This window comes from Maribacter halichondriae, from assembly GCF_027474825.1.
In the GTDB taxonomy this organism is placed as follows: domain Bacteria; phylum Bacteroidota; class Bacteroidia; order Flavobacteriales; family Flavobacteriaceae; genus Meishania; species Meishania halichondriae.
The window spans coordinates 2,500,981-2,519,572 of record NZ_CP107030.1 but is presented as its reverse complement, the minus strand read 5'-3'; the positions used below and the strand labels follow the sequence as shown (position 1 = coordinate 2,519,572).

Below are 18,592 nucleotides of genomic sequence, written 5' to 3'. Positions count from 1 at the left end.
TCAATGAGCTTGACAAAAGAATATTTAGAAAAAGGCAAAGAAATTATTTCCGTTATCGAGAAACAGGAATCCGTAATTCAAGAGGTGGCGCATTTGTTTGCTAAATCCATTTTGGATGGCCGAATGGTGCATCTTTTCGGTTCGGGCCATAGCCGTATGATGGTCGAAGAAATGTGGCCGCGTTATGGGTCTTTTCCCGGGTTTAACCCTATCGTCGAACTTTCGCTGTCATTTCATAATCTGGTTGTTGGGGCGAACGGTCAACGGCAAGCGATGTTTTTGGAAAATGTTTCCGGATTGGCCTCACGCATTCTTCGGAATTTCGATACCAGTCCGCAAGACACTGCTTTGATTATTTCTTCTAGCGGCTGCAATGTGGTGCCCATCGAAATGGCCGAGGAATTCCAAAAACGGAAAGTAAAAGTCGTCGCCTTGGTCAGTAGTTTGCATTTAGAGGGAAGTACTTCCAAAAAAGCCGACGGAAAAAAATTGACCGATTTCGCGGATTATATTTTGGATACGGGAGCCCCTCTCGGCGATGCCATGATTTATTTAGATGGATTGGATTCTCCTGTGGCCCCGGGTTCTACTTTGGGCGGAGTTTTGCTTATTAATTCAATCAAAGCGGAAGTAGCGAATATTCTACATAAAAACGGAAAATCGCCAAAGGTGCTGAGCAGTGGTAAAATCGTGGGGAATGAAAGGGCGGTAGATCTATTTGAATCGGCCTATGACGAACATGCCCATTTGATGGCCAAGCTATATGAAAATGTGGGAGACAAGAAATAAATAATTGATTGGTAGCTCCTCCCCTCAGACGTGGGGAGGTGGATTCGCCGAAAGGCGAAGACGGAGGGGTTGAAAGCGCAAACCACAGGCAAACGACACCTAGACAAAGTGGTATGTAATCAAGTTTTCGGGTCAAACTCCCCTTTCTCCGCAAGCGGATTCATTCCCCTCTTTTTCTAAAGAGGGGAGCCAAAAAAAACAAGTACTTAATGAACTTTACTTCAACAATTTTAAAAAAATATAAAACCGATATCTTAATAATCGGTAGCGGAAGTGCAGGTTCTATCGCTGCCATGGCGGCAGCCCAAGGAAAATATAAGGTAACGCTCGTCGAGCGATATGGATTTCCAGGGGGCACTTCGACCCAAATGTTGGATACTTTTTACGGGTTTTTCACGCCTTCAGATACCCCAAAGAAAATTGTAGGTGGTCTTCCCGATAAGGTCGTGAACGAGCTGAACAAAACCGGGGATATTTTCTTAAGACCAAATACCTACGGAGCCGGCACGGGCGTAAATTACAATCCCGAAAAACTGAAGCAGATTTGGGACCAACTCTTGACGCATAAAAATCTTGAAGTTTATTATCATACCACCTTGGTAGCAGTAGAAAAAATAGGGGAAACCTCGGTCTGTATTTTTTTCCATAAGGGTATCGGTTTTTTCTCCATTACGGCAAAACGTGTAATCGATGCTTCCGGCGATGCCGATTTTTGCCATTGGGCGGGAATTCCATATGAAAAGGCCGGCGATATGGAACCTGCTCAAAGTATGACCACTTCCTTTCGGATGGCGAACGTGGATTTGGAGGCATACGAAAAGGCCGGAGGAAAAAAGATGTTACAGGAAAGAATGACGGAAGCCTACGAATCGGGCAGTCATCCATTGCCTCGAAAAGAAGGTTCGGCCCACGAAATGTGCCAACCCGGATGCATTTCTACCATTGCCGTAAAAGTAGTCGATTTAGACCCTTTGGACTTGGAGCAAATGACCCAGGCCGAAAAAGAAGGAAGGCGACAGGCCTTTGTTTTTGAGAATTTTTTTCGGGCCGAAGTAACAGGTTATCAAAATGTAAAAATTATTGGACTTTCCCATCAAATTGGGGTTCGGGAAACCCGAAGGGTATATGGTGAATATCGTTTGACCAAAGAAGATTGTATGTCCGCCAAACAGTTTAAAGATAAGGTTTTTCTATGCGGTGCTCCTATTGAAGACCATAGAAAATCAGATCACGGAGGCTCGGAGACCCTTTGGCAATATGTCCCTGATGGTGATTCTTATGGTGTTCCATATCGCACCTTGGTTCCAAAAAATAGCATGAATACTTGGGTGGCCGGCAGATGTTTTTCCGCGACTCATGATGCCCATGCCTCATGTCGCTCAATGGCACAAACCATGAGTATGGGACAAGCAGCAGGTTTGGCAGCAGTACTTTCTTTAGATGCCGATCAAGACGCCATAAATATTGATATAGAAAAGTTACAGGATTCACTTATTCGTCTCGGCGCGATTCTTCAAATGCCAGATAAGGTTGCGGACACTTCCAGAAATGGATGGGTCAATAATTGAGTGAAATGGAAGACAAATTTTTTAGAACAGTTTTAGGCGACAAATCCACGGATGAAATGGGCCTTACCTACTCCCATGAGCATATTGTAATCGAGAATAGTTACGTAACCGTCAAACATTCTGAGTTTTTATTGAACGATGTAGATAAGATTTCAGAGGAACTTATCAATTTCTACAATGCAGGTGGACGAACAGTTGTCGATACCATGCCTGCGAACAGTGGCCGTAACATTTTGAAATCCGTTGAAGTTAGTAGGAGAAGTGGAGTCAATATCATTGTTCCTACCGGAATTCATTTAGAAATTTATTACCCGGATAACCATTGGCGGTATACGATTTCAGAAGATGAATTGACCCGTCTTTTTATTGCTGATATCAATGAGGGAATCGACGAATTCGATTATACCGCTTCAACAGTCAAAAGGATTGCCCATAAGGCCGGACTCATCAAATTAGCTACTGGTGACGAACCCTTCACAAAACACCAAGAAATGATTTTCAGGGCCGTGGTCAACGCACATTTGGAAACCGGAGCACCAATTTTGACCCATACCAATTTTGGCAGACAGGCTTTGGAGCAAGCCAAACTATTTGAGAAACTTGGAGCAAGGTTGGAGCATGTGGTGCTATCGCATGTGGATCGTGCTAAGGAAATAGACTATAACAAGGCCGTTATGGATGTGGGTGTTCGCGTGGAGTATGATAGTGCCTTTCGTTGGAAAAAAGAGGAACCCAATCATACCTTACAGTTGTTGGAAAAACTGCTTCCCGAATATCCTGATCAAATCGTTATGGGCATGGATATGGCAAAAAATGTTTACTGGAAAAGTTACGGCGGTAGTCCAGGAATGAATTATTTAATCAAAACTATTCCCGATTTTCTAAAATCAAAAGGCATGGAGGAATACTTCCAAAAGCTATTTTTTGACAATCCGAAGCGGTTGTACGCCTTTTCTAATACTATCGGTTAAAATCAAAATAATTTTTGGCATTGTGATAGCAGATATCCGCAACGATTTTGCCCAACAGTTTTTCATCCCTCGGCAATTCACCGTTCCTAACATCCTTACCTATGAGATTACACAAAATTCTTCTGAAATATTCGTGCCGGGTGAAGGATAAAAAACTTCTTGAATCGGTGAGCATACCAACAAAAGTGCTAAGAATACCCATGTTCGACAGCGTATTCATTTGACGTTCCATACCGTCTTTTTGATCTAAATACCACCAGCCCGACCCAAACTGCATTTTGCCCCTGATGGTACCGTCATTGAAATTTCCCATCATCGTAGCACACACCTCGTTATCGGACGGGTTCAAATTGTACACTATGGTTTTCGCCAACTGATCGGTACTGTCCAGTTCATTCAGAAATCCACTTAAAGCCCTAGCCTGAGAAAAATCGCCTATGGAGTCAAAGCCGGTATTCGGCCCTAAACTTGTTAAAAGTCGTTTATTATTATCACGAAGCGCGCCCAAATGGAATTGCTGCCCCCACCCTCTTTGATGATAGTTTTTACAGAGAAAAACCAAGATGCGAGATTTAAAATAGTGTACTTCTTCCGTTGAAATTACGTTTCCATTTTTAGCTCTAATGAAAATAGTTTCGCTGTCATAAGCGCCTTCCTCAAAATGATACAATTGCTCCAAACCGTGATCCGATAGCCGACACCCGTGTTGGTGAAAACAATCCATTCTGCGCCCTAAGACATCCAGAAGGTCGGCGTAGGTTTCAATCATCATATTCTCCGAGTCTCCTAAAAGTTCCAAATAGGAAATATAGGAAGTGCCCATATCGATGGCAAAGGCTTTATCGGGGCGAAAGGCAGGAAATACCTTTGGTGAAATCCCCTGTTCGGCAATACTTTTATGATGCTCCAAGTTGTCATGTGGCTCATCCGTCGTACAGAGGGATTCCACATTTTGCTGTTGTAAAAGTCCGATGGCACTATGGGTGTTTTCTTGTAGTCTGGCGGATGTCTTTTCATAGACTTCAGCAGCATTTTTTGCATTCAACAATTCGTCAATACCAAAATACCGTGATAGCTCCAAATGCGTCCAATGATACAAAGGGTTTCTAACCGTATACGGCACTGCCTCGGCCCATTTCTGAAACCTCTCCCTATCGGACGCATTTCCCGTAACATATTTTTCGTCGATACCCAACGTTCTCATGGCCCGCCATTTGTAGTGGTCTCCAGCCAACCATGCCTCACTGATAGTGGAAAAAACATGATCCTTGGCCATCTCTGACGGAGGCAAGTGATTATGGTAATCGATGATTGGCAAATCCTTCGCGTAATCATAATATAATACCTTAGCAAATTCGCTTTGCAACAAGAAATTCTCATCGATAAAAGAGGTTCTATTTTCCATAATTAATAATTCTAAAAAAGTGGTTGTAAAGCCGACTTTCCCTTATTTTTTTCCACAAACTCGTTCAGTTCTTTCTCTGTAAACTCCATGCCCGATTCCGATCTTACTTCCCTCAAATTTTTAATCGTTTCAGGTTTCAAAGATCTCGGAACATCCGAAAATGCACTTGTCGCATAGGCAATGACATCGGCAATATCTTCATCCGTAAGGCTTTCATTGGCAATGAGTCCGGGCATCGCTTGATTGAACTCATATTTTTTACCATTGACATGAACAGGGCCACTTAACCCATGTAAAACGATAAGGCCAAGTCTTTCTAACGGAGCGTTCATATATTCCGATTTTAACAGCGGTGGCGCAAGTCCTTCAGAGCCTTTGCCATTGATACTATGACAAGCCGCACATATCTGTCTGAAGATCTTGGCGCCACGTGTACGATTATCTTCAGCCAAAAGTTTATCGGAATAAATCGGGTTGGGAGTATCTGCTTTTTGTAAAGCAAGGGTTTGATTCAGTAGCGTAACCAAGGTATCCTTCTTGGTTTCCAAATCGTTTTCGAGGGCAGTTACGGCCGCTTCCATATTTTTGGCCAACCCACTAACGAGCGCTTCCTTAAGAATAAGGTCATCAGTATACCTTTTCGACAATGCCAACACCAATGGCAGAAATTTCTTTTCCGAAACCGTGGTCCATTTACCCAGCGTAGAGGCCAGATAGAGGTCAATCAAAGATTCCTTTTTTGATAACAAATCTTGAAATAATTCTAAGGCATGTTGTTCATTTTTTTCGGAAACAAATTCCTCCAATAAAACCAGTGTATGGGAAACCACTTTATCACTGCTTCCCGAAGCTACTTTTGCAAGATGTTCAAAGGAAGTATTTTCCGTACCCTTAAGTGTGTATAAAGCATGGATTTGGGAGATGGGATGTTCGGTATCCAATGAAATTTCATGCAATCGGGAAACATATCCGTCTTCCCCCTTTAGAATCAACAATTGTTGGGCGCGATCACGGAGCCATCCATTTTCGCTATAGAGCAGTTCGACCAATTCAGTACTCGATAATTTATTTAAATTCGGAATCGTAGCGGGAACCTTTCCTTCAACACCGATTTTTAAAATCCTGCCCATGTCAATGATGGTATCCATTTGTCGTTCCTTGGCGATTTTTTTAAGATACGGACTGAGATACGCATGGTGCCCCAAAACCCCAAGGTGCATATCGACCACATAAATCGAACCATCAGGGCCGTTGTACAGGCTGACCGGGCGAAATCCCTCATCCAAGGATGCCAGGAACTCCTTTTCTTCCCAAGCCTGATTTGCGACTGTTCGGTTTCCCTCGAAGGAAAGTATATTCCGTTTTATCACATTGGCCTCGGGTACGCAGACAAATACATTTTCATCATATTCTTCAGGAAACATTCCTCCACGATAAACCAAAGGACTACAAGCCGCTGTCACATTAACCAATAGGCTATCTGCATCGAGCACTCCCGGGGCATATCCTCTATTTACGAGTACGGGTTGCAGCGGATAAACCCTTTGATCTTCGGTTAAAAGTTGTGCCACCCCTTTCTCAGGCGTAAAATATCTGTTTCGCACCAAACGGTTCGGCAGAACATGGTCGCCCAAAAGTTGTCGGGAATTATCATTAAAATATAACCTTCCGAAATTGTCATGGCTAATGCCCCATTGTCCACGAAAGGTAGTAGGCTCTTTGATCCATGTACCCTTTTTTCTTTGGTAGCGATAGTTTGATTTCGCATTGTAGATCCAATTATCAATGTTCATCAATAACCCATTGGGCTGGTGTTCGGGGTTGCCATCGGCAGCGTACAATGAATCTACCAGCACACGTTTCCCAGAAGTGTCGTCCTTAATACCGACAAACCACAAATTCGGGGGCTCGGCATATAACAAACCGTCATAGACCAAAGCAAGTGCCCTTGGTAATACAAGGCTGTTCAAGAATATTTTGGCATGGTCCATCCGTCCATCGCCATCTCTATCTTCCAATATTTTAATCGAACCGGTCGGGTCGTTTTCGCCCTTGCCTTCCATATTGTGCATGTAACCGGGCATCTCGGCAACCCACATTCTTCCCTGGTTATCAAAATCCATAGCCAAAGGAGCTTTTAGCAAAGGTTCGGAGGCAAGCACTTCGAGCGTAAAGCCCTCTTCGATTTGATATCCGTCCAAAGCTATTACTGGTTCCTCAAAGGATTCTTTACAGGAAAGCAATACAAGCGTAATTAAAATATATAGGGGAATTCTCATTTTCTTCAATACATTAATCGATCAGGCCAAAAAATCTTGGCATCCAAAGGGAAAGTTCGGGGATATAGGTCAACAGCATCAACACCAGCACCATAACGCCCAACAAAGGCAACAAGGGTTTTATGACTTTGGTCACGGGAACATTGGCCACGCCACTACCTACAAAAAGCAAGGTTCCCACGGGTGGGGTACAAACTCCGATACACAGGTTCAAAACGATAATCATACCGAATTGAACGGGATGCATTCCCAAGGCCATGACCACCGGTAAAAAAATCGGAGTAAAGATAAGTACGGCAGGGGTCATATCCATAAACGTACCGACAATCAAAAGGGTAATGTTGATAAAGAGCAAAACCAACAACGGATTCTTTACCGACTCCAATAAAAATCCGGTCAGGTTTTGTGGAATGGATTCAAAAGAGAACAACCAAGACATCGCCATCGAAGTTGAAATCAAGAACATTACGATTGCGGTAGTTTTTGCACTTTTTAGCAAAATCGGGCGAAAATCGGAAAACTTCAATTGCTTGTTGTAGAAGCCCAACAAGACGGCATAGACCACAGCAATCGCGGCCGCCTCGGTCGCGGTAAAAATACCACCTACGATACCTCCTACCACAACTACAAGCAAGGTCAAGCTCAAAAAAGCCCTACCGAAATCACGAAATAATTGCTTAAAACCGACCCGGGGCGCTCTCGGTAAACCTTTACGAATAGCGTACATATATACCATGATCATTATGGCGAGGCCAACCAATATTCCGGGGATGTATCCCGCAATAAATAAGGCTGCAACAGAGGCCGTGCCCCCACTGGCCAATGCAAAAATAATAAGCACGTTACTAGGTGGTATCAATAATCCAGTAGTGGACGAAGTTATGTTGACCGCCGCACAGTATTCCCTAGGATAGCCTTCATCGACCATCTTGTCGGTCAAGGTGCTTCCTATTGCCGATGCCGCGGCAATGGCAGAACCTGAAATCGCGCCGAACAGCATAGCAGAAATAATATTCACAAATGCAAGCCCTCCGGGAAAACTCCCGATCAATGATTTTGCAAAGGCGATCAGACGATCCGCAATACCTCCTCTATTCATAATTTCACCTGCCAGTATAAAAAATGGAATGGCCAACAGTGCAAAATTATCGATACCTGTGGTCATGCGCTGACTGATCGTCGTCACCGAGGGCATGAAAATCATATTGAGAACCAATGTCAGCGTAGATGAAATTCCGATAGCATAAGCAACTGGCACGCCATAGGCCAATAACGCGAAAAAACTCAGGAACAAAACTAGGATGCTGATGGTCTCAATACTCATTCGTGGTCGTGTTAAAGGTTTTTCGGTAATGATAGATGGAAAAGAAAATGATAATCAATCCACTTATAGGGACAATGGCATAGACAAAACCCAAGGGAACATTCAGGGCCGGGGAAATCTGGCCTAATGTCAAGGTTGTGTAAACAAGATTTCCACCTCCAATAATCATTACCACTAAGGCAAAAAGTGCCATCACAATTTGAATGATACGCTGCCTTTTAAATCTTTTGTCCTGGGGTAGTTTTGAAAGAAGGAAATCCATCGAGAGGTGTCCTTCTTTTTGCCCGTTGATATAGGCCGCACCCAAAACGGTCAACCAAATCAGAGCAAAGCGAGCAAACTCCTCTGTAAACGAACTGGATTGCCCTACCACGTAACGCGACACGACCTGCCAGACCACATCGAGAACCAATAAGCTAAAAATGATGACCAAAAATGCCTCGATAGCCTTGTTCAGGGCGACGTACATTTTTTCCATTTACTGTTTTTTTATTTTTTCTATCAGACTTCCCATTTTAGGGTCTTTCATCAAGTCTGTCATGATGACCTTGGCCTTTTCGGAAAACAGGGTCTTATCGGGTTCGAAAAACTGCACGTTGGCCGCTTCCAACACCTTCATGTTCTCGGCAATCGTCTCTTTCCAAAACCGCTTTTGTTTTTCAACACTTTCTTTGGCCGCCGCTTGCAGCCATTCCTTTTCTTGGTCGTTCAGGTTATCCCAATATTTTGTGCCAATGACCACGACATCGGGCGTTAATGTATGTTCATCGATTGAATAGTACTTACAGATTTCATAGTGGTTCGAGGTAACGAACGAGGGGATATTATTTTCCGCGCCATCTACCACACGCTGTTGCAAGGCCGTATACAATTCGCCGTAAGCCATTGGCGTTGCCGAAGCACCAAGGGCATTGACCATATTGACCGACATTTGATCGTTCATGACACGAATCTTTAATCCTTTCAGATCTTCCGGGGTTTCCACTGGTTTGGCAGCGGTATAAAAACTACGGCTTCCTGCATCATAAAAACAGAGTCCACGTAGCAGAAATTCAGTTCCTCCTGCTAAAATTCCTTTACCGATATCACCTTCCAATACCTCAAAAAGATGCTCGCTGTCCCTAAAAAGATAGGGCACTCCCAAAACGCCATATTCAGGAGCAAAATTCGACATTGAGGCCGCGCTTACCTTGGTCAAGGCAATACTACCTATTTGAAGCAATTCCAATACTTCACGTTCGGTGCCCAGTTGGCCATCAGGAAAGATTTTAATTTGAAGTTTGCCTCCAGATTTTTCATTTAGGGATTTTTGCATTTCAAGAATGCCCAAATGAACGGGGTGTGTGATGGGAAGGGAGTGGGCAAAGAAAAGTGTTTTTGTATCACCGTCGGTTTTGCAGGAAACCATCAGGATACTAAAAATCAATAGGGAGAAAACACTCAAAAAAAATCTCTTGGCGCTCTTATATATCATGGAATCTTTCTGCATAAGCTCTAAATATATTCATTTGATGCTAAATAGATATGATAATTACGTAATAGGAAGTCTAAACGCCTGAAAAAGAACTGAATCCCCCATCGACATCAAAAATACCACCGGTTACAAAACTGGAAGCATCGCAAAGCAAATAATGCACCATGCCATTCAATTCGGAGGCATCGCCAAAACGGCCCATCGGAGTATTTTTTATAATATCGTTTCCTCTTTCCGTATAAGACCCGTCTTCGTTGGTCAATAGCCTTCTGTTCTGGTTACCAATAAAAAAGCCAGGGGCGATTGCATTTACGCGAATTTTATCGCCATGTTTTGAGGCAAGTTCGTTGGCCATCCATTTGGTAAAGATGTCAATACCCGCTTTGGCCATGGAATACCCCAAGACCCTTGATATGGTTTGTTTCGCGGCCATCGAAGATATGTTTACGATGGAACCCTGCTTCTGCTTTACCATCAACTCGCTTAAAATAATAGTGGGGAGTACGGTACCGAAAAGGTTTATATCGACCACTTTACGGGTATCGTCGATTTCGATATCGTGTATCGTTTGATCTGGTTTTAAGGTCGCCCCGGGAATATTGCCACCGGCCAAATTAACCAAGCCATCTATCATACCGATTTCAGAGGCGATTTTATACTTAGTATCTCTTAGCTCTTCTTCATTCAATAAATCGACAACGTAGGCCGACGTTTTCCCGGACGCAATGGTATCCAATTCCTCAACTTTTTTATCCAATTTTTCAGGGGATCTTCCTAGCAATACCACTTTCGCGCCATTTTGCACTAAATAGGTTGCGATGGAACCTCCTAAAGCACCCGTAGCACCCGATAAGGCATAGCATTTGTTCGCTAGTGAAAATTGGTTGTTTTCCATATCATTTTCCTTTTGCCATTTTGTAAGCCTCAATGGTCGTATAGTACTTCGTTATTATATTCGGCACTTCCCATTCGGGAAGTTTTCCATCCTCCAAATATTGTAAATAATTCTCGGTCACTTGGGCGAAATGTGCTTCATGACCTATCTTGAATTCCTCTGGAATATTGATACGCCATAAACCATTGGCTGTTTTTGCGGCCGTTGTTCCGGGGAATTTTTCTGCGATAACACCTTCGAGCACCAATTTCAGTTTTTCCTCAAAGCCTTCGCTATCTTTCGTCTCAATATACAAAGTAGGTTTGAAATTTTCTTCAGCACCTTGCTTAATTACCAGATTGCTTTTTGTGCCGCGCATGATGCTGTAATGGGTGTCGCCGGTGCCTTCCGGGGCTTGGTAATTCCAAATGACGGAAACCTTGGCATGTTTTCCCCTGATGGTATATATCATTTCGCCGTTACAATAGACGTACAATTTTCCATCTTTCACATCTTTTTGCAGGTACTTCGGATAGTCTTCCAATCCGGTTACCTTTTTGAATTTTTCTTTGGCCATTACGGTCGGCCATCTTTTGGCACTGATCATTTCGATATCCGTGGAATCAATAATTTCTCCTGGAAAAGCTTCCCATTGTACCAAATCAACCAAATGCGTGGTTACATCAACGATTCCTTCGCCCTCTTCGTTCACGTCAAAGAACCATGGCGGGCGCACCAAAGGCTGGCCCGAAACATACTTAAAAAAATGATGTACACTTTCTTTGCTAATTGCCGGGGCATCTGGACTACCATCGACCAACTCGCCAAAAATATCAGGAATTGTCGAGAACATTTTTTGCATCATCGTGGTCGATTCAAAACGCTCGGTCATGATATCGTAGATCAACACGTCATTCTCCTTGGCAATTATAAAAGCTACCTTCAACTTTTCAAAACCTTCTGGATTAATGACCAAGGGTTTATCGGCATACACGTTCAGACCTGCTTTTACGGCCGCGAGGATGTAATCTATTTTTTTCGAATTCTTACCTGCGACCACCATCACGTTGCCAGGTTTATCGCCAATCATTTTTTTTAAATAGTCACCACCGAAATATTGTTCCACCTTCCATTTTGTTGGAGATTCTTCCCGGGAGTTGTAGGACTCTATTTTATTTAAAAAATCTTTTACTTCAGGCCCTTCAGGAGCAAACACATAAATCGTTGAATCAACTTGGTCATACATGGACTTCTGCACGAGAGCGGCATGAAAATGACCGGGGTCCAACGTCATGAGTTTAACTATTGAAGTCTCATTTTCATTCATTTTAGTTTCAGGTTTCTTTTGTTCACCGCAGGAAACACAGAATAAAAAAATTGGCAGAATTAATCTGTAATTTATCGACATTTATAATATTATATTTGATTTTTACGGAACATTTTTCGACTATGATTTAAGCTTTGCGATTTCCCTAAACCTTCACATAATCCGTCCCGTACGGTTTTCGTTGTTCTCGGTGCAACATGGCGTTCGCCTCTTCATCATTGATGAAAACTTCATTTTCGGGATCCCACTCCAGTTTTCTGTCAAATTGCATGGCGATATCACTGATCAGGCAGATAGCGCATGCTTTGTGGCCTTTTTCAATGGGTGATATCGGTTGCTTTCGTGTTTTGATACACTCCAACCAGTTTCCATGTTGGTCGTCTATTTTTTCAAGATGGATTTCATTTTCTCCGATAACGGACTCCAAAATTTTTGGGTCCGAAGCGTTCAAGGCCTCAGCGCTTTTTTCTTTATCGACAGGATCCGAGGCCGAAGCTTGGTAATCACCACGAGAAACAAAAATCCAACCATCTTCGCCGATGTATTTTACGCCATTCGGATAGCCTCCGCTGGTGTAAACCGTAATTCCGTTTTCATATTCATGTTTTACAAAAAAGTCACCATGTACGTTCCAAAAACCAGATTTTGGAAATTCTGCCAAGGCCTCTACGGAAATAGGACCCGTTAGTTCCGTATTCATGCCCCAAGCGGCCGAGTCATAATGATGCTGCCCCCAACCGGTTATCATGCCCGCGCCGTAATTACGATGCCTGAGCCAGCCTGGTCGGCTATAGTCATTCTGTGGATGCACTCCTATTTCATTGTATGGCAATTCAGGAGTTGAGCCCAACCACATTTCGAAATTCAAATTACTCGGGACCGGCATTTCCATGACTTCCGGCCCACCAGGGTCACCAGGAAGACCGATTTTAACGGTATGTACTTTACCGATTCGTCCGTTCCTTACCAATTCAGCAGCCACCCGAAATTGCGGCATGGCCCTTTGTTGGGTACCTACTTGTAGGATAACATTGCTCTTCTGCACAGCATCGCGTAATTGTTGGCCCTCCTTAACCGTTAATGAAGTCGGTTTTTGAAGGTAGATATCCTTTCCGGCCAAGGCGGCCTCCATGGCGGGTTGTGAATGCCAATGATCGAGTACTAATCATAACCGCATCAATATCTTTGTTCAAGAGCATTTCGCGATAGTCGCCATAGGTCTTGGTATCCATATACTTCGTCTTGCCCGTTTTTTCTTGATAAGCTTTGTCCACGAACGCTTTTGCTTTATCGACCCGTATCGAATCCAAATCGCAGACCGCCATGATTCGGGCATCATCAAATCGCAAAGTATCAGGAAGGTCATGAACTAATGCGATTCTGCCGCAACCGATCTGACCGATATTGATTTTGTTGCTCGGGGCATCTTTACATAGTACATGTGCTGGCACAATACTTGGAAAACCGACCATCGCCGCAGTGCCCAATGCCGTTCTATTAATAAATTTTCTTCGTTGCATATCTTCGTTTTCTATTTAATTCTCTATTCTTTTTGCTTCCGGAAATTTTGCAAAGGCCTGCCAATAGGCCTCGGCTTCTTCTGCGCTTAACTCGCCATCAAAGACCACCATTCTGTAATTGAGTTCATATTCCCTATTGGGTTCTATCTTCCATTGTTCGTGTCGGATAGGACAGAATTCAAAAAACATGTCCCCCCTGCCCTCATTGGCATCGATGGGCCATATACGCATTGGTTCGGGATGCATTCTATTTTCGGGATGGCTCATGAATAGTATACCATTCGTGCCTTGGCCGTCCGATGATACGCCACTTACGATGCACCATCGCGCATTTGTACCATCTGCGGTCAATCGGTCGTTTCCTTCGGAAGTCAGAACGGTACAATTATCCGCTTTCCAGCGTTCATTGAAACGTAAGCCGATTCCACCGCCATAGCGATAGGCTTCGAAGAGAATACCATTTTCCAAAGGGGAACTAAAACTTGTCGTGTAATCGAACATATACCTATCGGTTAGGCCCAAATCCCACAGATTGATCGTCAAATCTTCGTTGAGTGCCACTTGCGGACTTCCTTTTGTCTTGAAATCAATATGTTCTTGTTCGGCCGTGAATGATGAGAACACATTGCCCGAAACAGTATTCTTAAATTCTTTGAAAAGTACGGTACCCATGCCTTCGCCTAGGTTCCAAAAATCTACTCTCATGGTGTCGATTCGTGTATGGGTCCAAGGACCCCAAAGTCCGTAATGATGATAGTGGTCGTGGGGTTGAATTCGTGTCAATGTATCTCCTTTTGGAGTCAAAATAGGATGAATATACCCGGACTTTTTGAAAATGGAATCCACTCCTACGGGCGGATAGGTCATCTCGTATCGATAACTTAATAGAGGTTTTTTATCGGCTATGAGTTGAAGGCTACCGTCTTTTTTTTGTGTATCTAAGGCTTTGGCATCCACTGTTTTGTTGGAAGCTTCCTCGATACTGTACAAATTTCCGTTTTCCGGATTGTGAACGAACCAGACTTTATCATCTTTTATTTGGAATCGCACGGACTTTCCATTTTGTATCAAGGTGAGTTTTTCAAGATTTTTATCTTCCAAATCCTTGATTTCTATTGACACTGGGCCGGATTGCAAAAATCCGCCGTCCTCCTGAATTTCAAAACGGTATGTTTCTTTATTACAACACGTAAAAAGAAAAAGACAAAAAGTTAGAATTATGTAAAGTTTGGTCTTGATTTGTTTAGTACTATTAATTGTTAGAGGATACAAAATATATGTGTTAATTTACAAATCCTTTTGATATAATCGGGGTTCTCTTAAACTTGCGGTTGAATCAAAACAAAAATCAGTGGGTCATTAATGCTTTGTCATGAAAAATATTCTTCTTCTTTTCCTCTTAATTATATCGCACATTGTACTGGCACAAGACATGTCACCTATTGAAATTACCGATGAATGGCTTGCAAAAATCGAGAGCCTCTCCCCTTCGGAACCCACTGTCAAAAATGTCTCAAAAAAGAAAGTTCTAGTTTTCTCGAAAGCTACTGGTTATGACCATTGGACCATTCCACATAATGTGGAAATGCTAAAAATCTTGGGCAAAAAATCGGGCGTTTTTGAAATGCATATTGGATATGATATCGAAAATTTTGAAAAAGAAAACCTTGAAAAATATGATGCCGTCGTTTTCAACAATTGCAACCCCAGTGGACCTGAAAGAGATCTTTTTTCCGATTTGCTTCGACAGAATACATCGCTATCGGATGCCAAAATTAAGAGGCTTGCTCCCCAATACGAAGCAAATATGATGACCTTTGTCGAGCAAGGTGGCGGTTTGATGATAATGCACGGTGCCATTACGGTTCAGAACAATTCGATACCTTTTAGCAAAATGACCGGCGGTAGTTTTGATTACCACCCCAAACAACAGGAAATTCATATAAAGGAAGTGGATCCAAAGCACCCTTTGGTAAAGGCTTTTCAAGGAAAGGGACTTACCCATGTTGACGAACCTTATTTTTTTAAGAATGCTTATTTCGATTACAATTTTAGGCCTTTGCTATATATGGAAGTTGATAAATTGGAAGGTTTAAAGCAAGAAGTGCCAGAAAAAGTCATCTATGTTTCATGGATTAAAAGACATGGTAAAGGCAGGGTTTTCTATTCGTCTCCGTCACACAATGCCCAAAGTATGAACAATCCCGAACTACTTCAATTCTTTTTGGATGGATTGCAATATGTGGTCGGGGATCTAAAATGTGATGATTCCCCCATTGGCAAAAAATAAATACCCGACGCTCTAAAGAAAAAAACTGTTCCGAATCGGATATTCAGTCGTATTACAATACAAATCGCCGTACAGATTGAGACCGGGTTTGCTCGTTCGAAACCTGACCGAAATATGAAGAATCGGATTTCCGATTTTGATTTGCAGTTTTTTAGCAACTTCTTTCGATGCCGGTATTGACCTTAATTCTTGGTCGGCGCCCATAATCTCGATCAGGTGTTTTTGACTCAAAGTCTTAAAAAAAGAACCTTCGACAAATTCGTCTGCCTTTATGAATTGCAAAGCATCGAGCGAATACCAATTATTCTCTAATACTACTGGTAGATTATTGATGTTCCTGACGCGTTGAAAATAGACACATTGCGATTTTTTTTCATCATTTGTCAATGGAAAAGCGATTACCGGATCCCACTTTATAATCTTTGGGTGTGTAGTAACTATCGTCTGAACCTCATAATCTATCGAGCCAGAAAAACCTTTTACCGTTAATAGTCCCAGTGAATTTCCCCGTTCGATGACTTTGCTTCCCCTGCCGTGTTCCTTTTCGATGAAACCTTCTTTCAACAATTCGTCCAAAGCTCTGCGTACTGTGGTCCTCGTTGTTTTAAACCGATTACAGATTTCATTTTCGGAAGGCAAATAACTCCCTACCGGAAATTTTCCAGTTTGGATTCTCTTCTTGATATAATCCTGAATGGTCAGGTATTTTTTTGTTGTGGTTTTTTCGGATTTCATGACAATTCAAATGAAAATTCTTCGCGATAGAGGTTTGTGAAATGTAGGGATTATTACTTGTACATACAAGTTGTTTTGGTTACTTTAGCTTGACTCAAATACGAGAGTTATTGAAAACATATTCCCATCTGCATGGGTATGAAAAAATCATCAATAATGAATAAAACTCCAATCAGAACAACGGTCGTAGGGAGTTACCCTTTTCCAGGATGGCTAGAATTCGTTTCTCAAAATCTGGATAAATTAGGAGCTGCCGATATCGAGGAAGCTATCGAAGATGCCGTTATCGCTGCAATCCATGATCAGACAACGGCTGGTCTCGATGTCATAACCGATGGGGAGCAGACACGGTTGGATTTCAATCTTTCCTTCTATGGATTTATAAACGGTATCGAAAATAATACCTCAAGCACTCGATTATATGGACCACCAGCACATGACCAAAGGGGCAAAAACAATATCGTTGGCAAATTGGAAGCGCCGAACGGACTCGGTGCGGTCAAAGAATTTGAACGGCTCAAAAAGTTGGCGCCAAATGGCCCGACCTTAAAGGCAAGTATTCCCGGACCTTATACTTTATCAGGACGTTTGCTACCGAACGATACATACAAAGACCGTTACGAAATAACCGAAGCGCTATTACCGATTATCAGTCGCGAACTCGAGGCCTTGGTTGCCGCAGGATGTACCGAAATTACCGTCGATGAACCCTCTATGAGTTGCTATGCCTACAAAGCCGATACAAAACGATTTGTAGATATTTTCAACCGCACCGTAAAAACCATCAAAGGAAAATGCAACCTCAGCACCCATTTATGCTTTGGTAATTTCAAAGGACGACCAGTTGGGTATCGAAGTATCAAACCTATGCTTCCCGACTTTTTGAATATGGATGTGGATGAAATACATATTGAAATGGCGAACCGTGAGTTTGCCGAAATCGAATTGTTGGCTCCCTTCGCCGAAAAGATGAACGTAGCCGTTGGGATTATCGACGTCAAGAATTACTATATCGAATCTCCAGAAGATGTTGTTGAGCGGATTAACCGCTGCCTAAAGTATGTGCCTGCAGAAAAATTATCCGTCGCACCCGATTGCGGATTGAGCCAGACAGCACGCTGGGCCTCACGCCAAAAATTGATCAATATGGTGGCCGGGGCCAAAAAAGTGAGAGAATCGTTATGAACACTCTGATTCCTGCTTTCAAAAAAGATGATACGCTTATTGAAGAAATGGATTCGTTTCTGAATGAAAAAGAGGGTTTTCGGTTGTGGTGGCTGGGGCAGAGCGGGTATCTCTTGCAATGGAATGGTAAGCGCGTTTTAATCGACCCCTATCTTTCCGATTCCCTTACCAAAAAATATTCGGAAACCGAAAAGCCACATGTTCGTATGAGCGAATTGGTAGTGCGACCTGAACTACTTAAGAATATTTCCTTAGTGACATCAAGTCACAATCATACGGATCATTTGGATGCGGAGACGCTAATTCCTATTTTAAAAAATAATCCTGATATAAAATTTATTATCCCCGAAGCCAATCGTGAATTTGTGGCAAACCGGGTAGGTTGTGACCTCGATTTCCCCATAGGAATGAACGATGGGTTGACCTTTACTAATAACGGATTCACTTTCGTCGGAATCCCGTCCAAACACAATGAACTGGCCCGAGATGAAAATGGCAACTGTAAATTCATGGGCTTTGTCATCAGATTCGGGGAATATTCCATTTATCATAGCGGTGATACACTATGGTATGACGGCATGGTCGATTTATTGAAACCCTTCAATGTTGATGTTGCTTTACTTCCCATAAACGGAAACAAGCCTGAAAGAAAGGTAGCCGGCAATCTCAACTGTAGGGAAGCTGTTGAATTAGGCAAGGCCATTAATGCGAATTATGTGATTCCTTGTCATTATGATATGTTTACCTTTAATACGGCAGATGTGAACGATTTTATCGATGAGGCCGAAAAAAAGGCACAAGGTTATAACGTACTTAAAGGAGGGGAATATTTTGGTCACAGTAAATAATAG

The 18,592-nt window shown here is 42.6% G+C and carries 17 protein-coding genes; 6 read left to right on the top strand and 11 right to left on the bottom strand.

The window, feature by feature from the left end:
• The first annotated feature begins 3 nt into the window (after positions 1-3).
• From N8A86_RS11460 to N8A86_RS11450, 3 genes are all read left to right on the top strand, one after another.
• Positions 4-789 carry an SIS domain-containing protein gene (locus tag N8A86_RS11460; RefSeq protein WP_273565509.1) on the top strand — a complete coding sequence of 262 codons (786 nt, stop codon included), beginning with the start codon at positions 4-6 and terminating at the stop codon, positions 787-789.
• A 209-nt stretch (positions 790-998) separates the two neighbouring features.
• Positions 999-2,357, top strand: coding sequence for an FAD-dependent oxidoreductase (locus N8A86_RS11455; protein WP_273565508.1), 1,359 nt, complete (start codon positions 999-1,001; stop codon positions 2,355-2,357).
• Between the two features lie 5 nt (positions 2,358-2,362).
• The gene (locus tag N8A86_RS11450) at positions 2,363-3,328 is read left to right on the top strand and encodes a phosphotriesterase family protein (RefSeq protein WP_273565507.1); all 966 of its coding nucleotides are present in this window, start codon (positions 2,363-2,365) and stop codon (positions 3,326-3,328) included.
• Here the strand turns inward: N8A86_RS11450 and uxaC are convergent.
• From uxaC to N8A86_RS11400, 10 genes are all read right to left on the bottom strand, one after another.
• A complete protein-coding gene (gene uxaC, locus N8A86_RS11445) occupies positions 3,318-4,733 on the bottom strand; it encodes a glucuronate isomerase (RefSeq protein ID WP_273565506.1) in 1,416 nt (471 codons plus the stop codon). The genes N8A86_RS11450 and uxaC overlap by 11 nt on opposite strands.
• 11 nt (positions 4,734-4,744) lie before the next feature.
• Positions 4,745-7,012: a DUF7133 domain-containing protein gene (locus N8A86_RS11440; RefSeq protein WP_273565505.1), complete on the bottom strand. Its 2,268-nt coding sequence runs from the start codon at positions 7,010-7,012 to the stop codon at positions 4,745-4,747.
• Positions 7,013-7,025: 13 nt separating this feature from the next.
• Positions 7,026-8,336 carry a TRAP transporter large permease gene (locus N8A86_RS11435; RefSeq protein WP_273565504.1) on the bottom strand — a complete coding sequence of 437 codons (1,311 nt, stop codon included), beginning with the start codon at positions 8,334-8,336 and terminating at the stop codon, positions 7,026-7,028.
• Entirely contained in the window at positions 8,326-8,814 is a 489-nt protein-coding gene (locus tag N8A86_RS11430; protein ID WP_273565503.1) for a TRAP transporter small permease, read from the bottom strand. The genes N8A86_RS11435 and N8A86_RS11430 overlap by 11 nt, the downstream gene beginning before the upstream one ends.
• Positions 8,815-9,825: a TRAP transporter substrate-binding protein gene (locus tag N8A86_RS11425; protein ID WP_273565502.1), complete on the bottom strand. Its 1,011-nt coding sequence runs from the start codon at positions 9,823-9,825 to the stop codon at positions 8,815-8,817. It lies immediately after the preceding gene.
• A 58-nt stretch (positions 9,826-9,883) separates the two neighbouring features.
• Entirely contained in the window at positions 9,884-10,705 is an 822-nt protein-coding gene (locus N8A86_RS11420) for an SDR family oxidoreductase (protein WP_273565501.1), read from the bottom strand.
• A 1-nt stretch (position 10,706) separates the two neighbouring features.
• On the bottom strand, positions 10,707-11,978 hold the full coding sequence (locus tag N8A86_RS11415) for a putative oxidoreductase C-terminal domain-containing protein (RefSeq protein WP_273565500.1): 1,272 nt from the start codon (positions 11,976-11,978) through the stop codon (positions 10,707-10,709).
• A 178-nt stretch (positions 11,979-12,156) separates the two neighbouring features.
• Positions 12,157-13,143 (bottom strand): Gfo/Idh/MocA family protein, encoded by a 987-nt coding sequence (locus N8A86_RS11410; RefSeq protein WP_273565499.1) that lies wholly within the window; start codon positions 13,141-13,143, stop codon positions 12,157-12,159.
• The gene (locus N8A86_RS11405; RefSeq protein ID WP_273565498.1) at positions 13,082-13,531 is read right to left on the bottom strand and encodes a Gfo/Idh/MocA family oxidoreductase; all 450 of its coding nucleotides are present in this window, start codon (positions 13,529-13,531) and stop codon (positions 13,082-13,084) included. Before N8A86_RS11405 ends, N8A86_RS11410 begins: the two co-directional genes overlap by 62 nt.
• Positions 13,532-13,546: 15 nt before the next feature.
• On the bottom strand, positions 13,547-14,653 hold the full coding sequence (locus N8A86_RS11400) for a DUF6807 domain-containing protein (RefSeq protein WP_273565497.1): 1,107 nt from the start codon (positions 14,651-14,653) through the stop codon (positions 13,547-13,549).
• A gap of 250 nt (positions 14,654-14,903) precedes the next feature.
• On the opposite strand from N8A86_RS11400, the gene N8A86_RS11395 reads away from it, so the two are divergent.
• The gene (locus tag N8A86_RS11395) at positions 14,904-15,821 is read left to right on the top strand and encodes a ThuA domain-containing protein (protein ID WP_273565496.1); all 918 of its coding nucleotides are present in this window, start codon (positions 14,904-14,906) and stop codon (positions 15,819-15,821) included.
• A gap of 12 nt (positions 15,822-15,833) precedes the next feature.
• On the opposite strand, the gene N8A86_RS11390 is transcribed toward N8A86_RS11395, so the two are convergent.
• Positions 15,834-16,556 (bottom strand): GntR family transcriptional regulator, encoded by a 723-nt coding sequence (locus N8A86_RS11390; protein WP_273565495.1) that lies wholly within the window; start codon positions 16,554-16,556, stop codon positions 15,834-15,836.
• Positions 16,557-16,712: 156 nt separating this feature from the next.
• Here N8A86_RS11390 and N8A86_RS11385 point away from each other — a divergent pair, with 156 nt between their 5' ends.
• Together N8A86_RS11385 and N8A86_RS11380 are read left to right on the top strand one after the other, a co-directional pair.
• The gene (locus N8A86_RS11385) at positions 16,713-17,741 is read left to right on the top strand and encodes a cobalamin-independent methionine synthase II family protein (protein WP_273565494.1); all 1,029 of its coding nucleotides are present in this window, start codon (positions 16,713-16,715) and stop codon (positions 17,739-17,741) included.
• Complete coding sequence (locus tag N8A86_RS11380; RefSeq protein ID WP_273565493.1) at positions 17,738-18,589, top strand: MBL fold metallo-hydrolase; 852 nt, start codon at positions 17,738-17,740, stop codon at positions 18,587-18,589. Before N8A86_RS11385 ends, N8A86_RS11380 begins: the two co-directional genes overlap by 4 nt.
• Positions 18,590-18,592 lie beyond the last annotated feature (3 nt).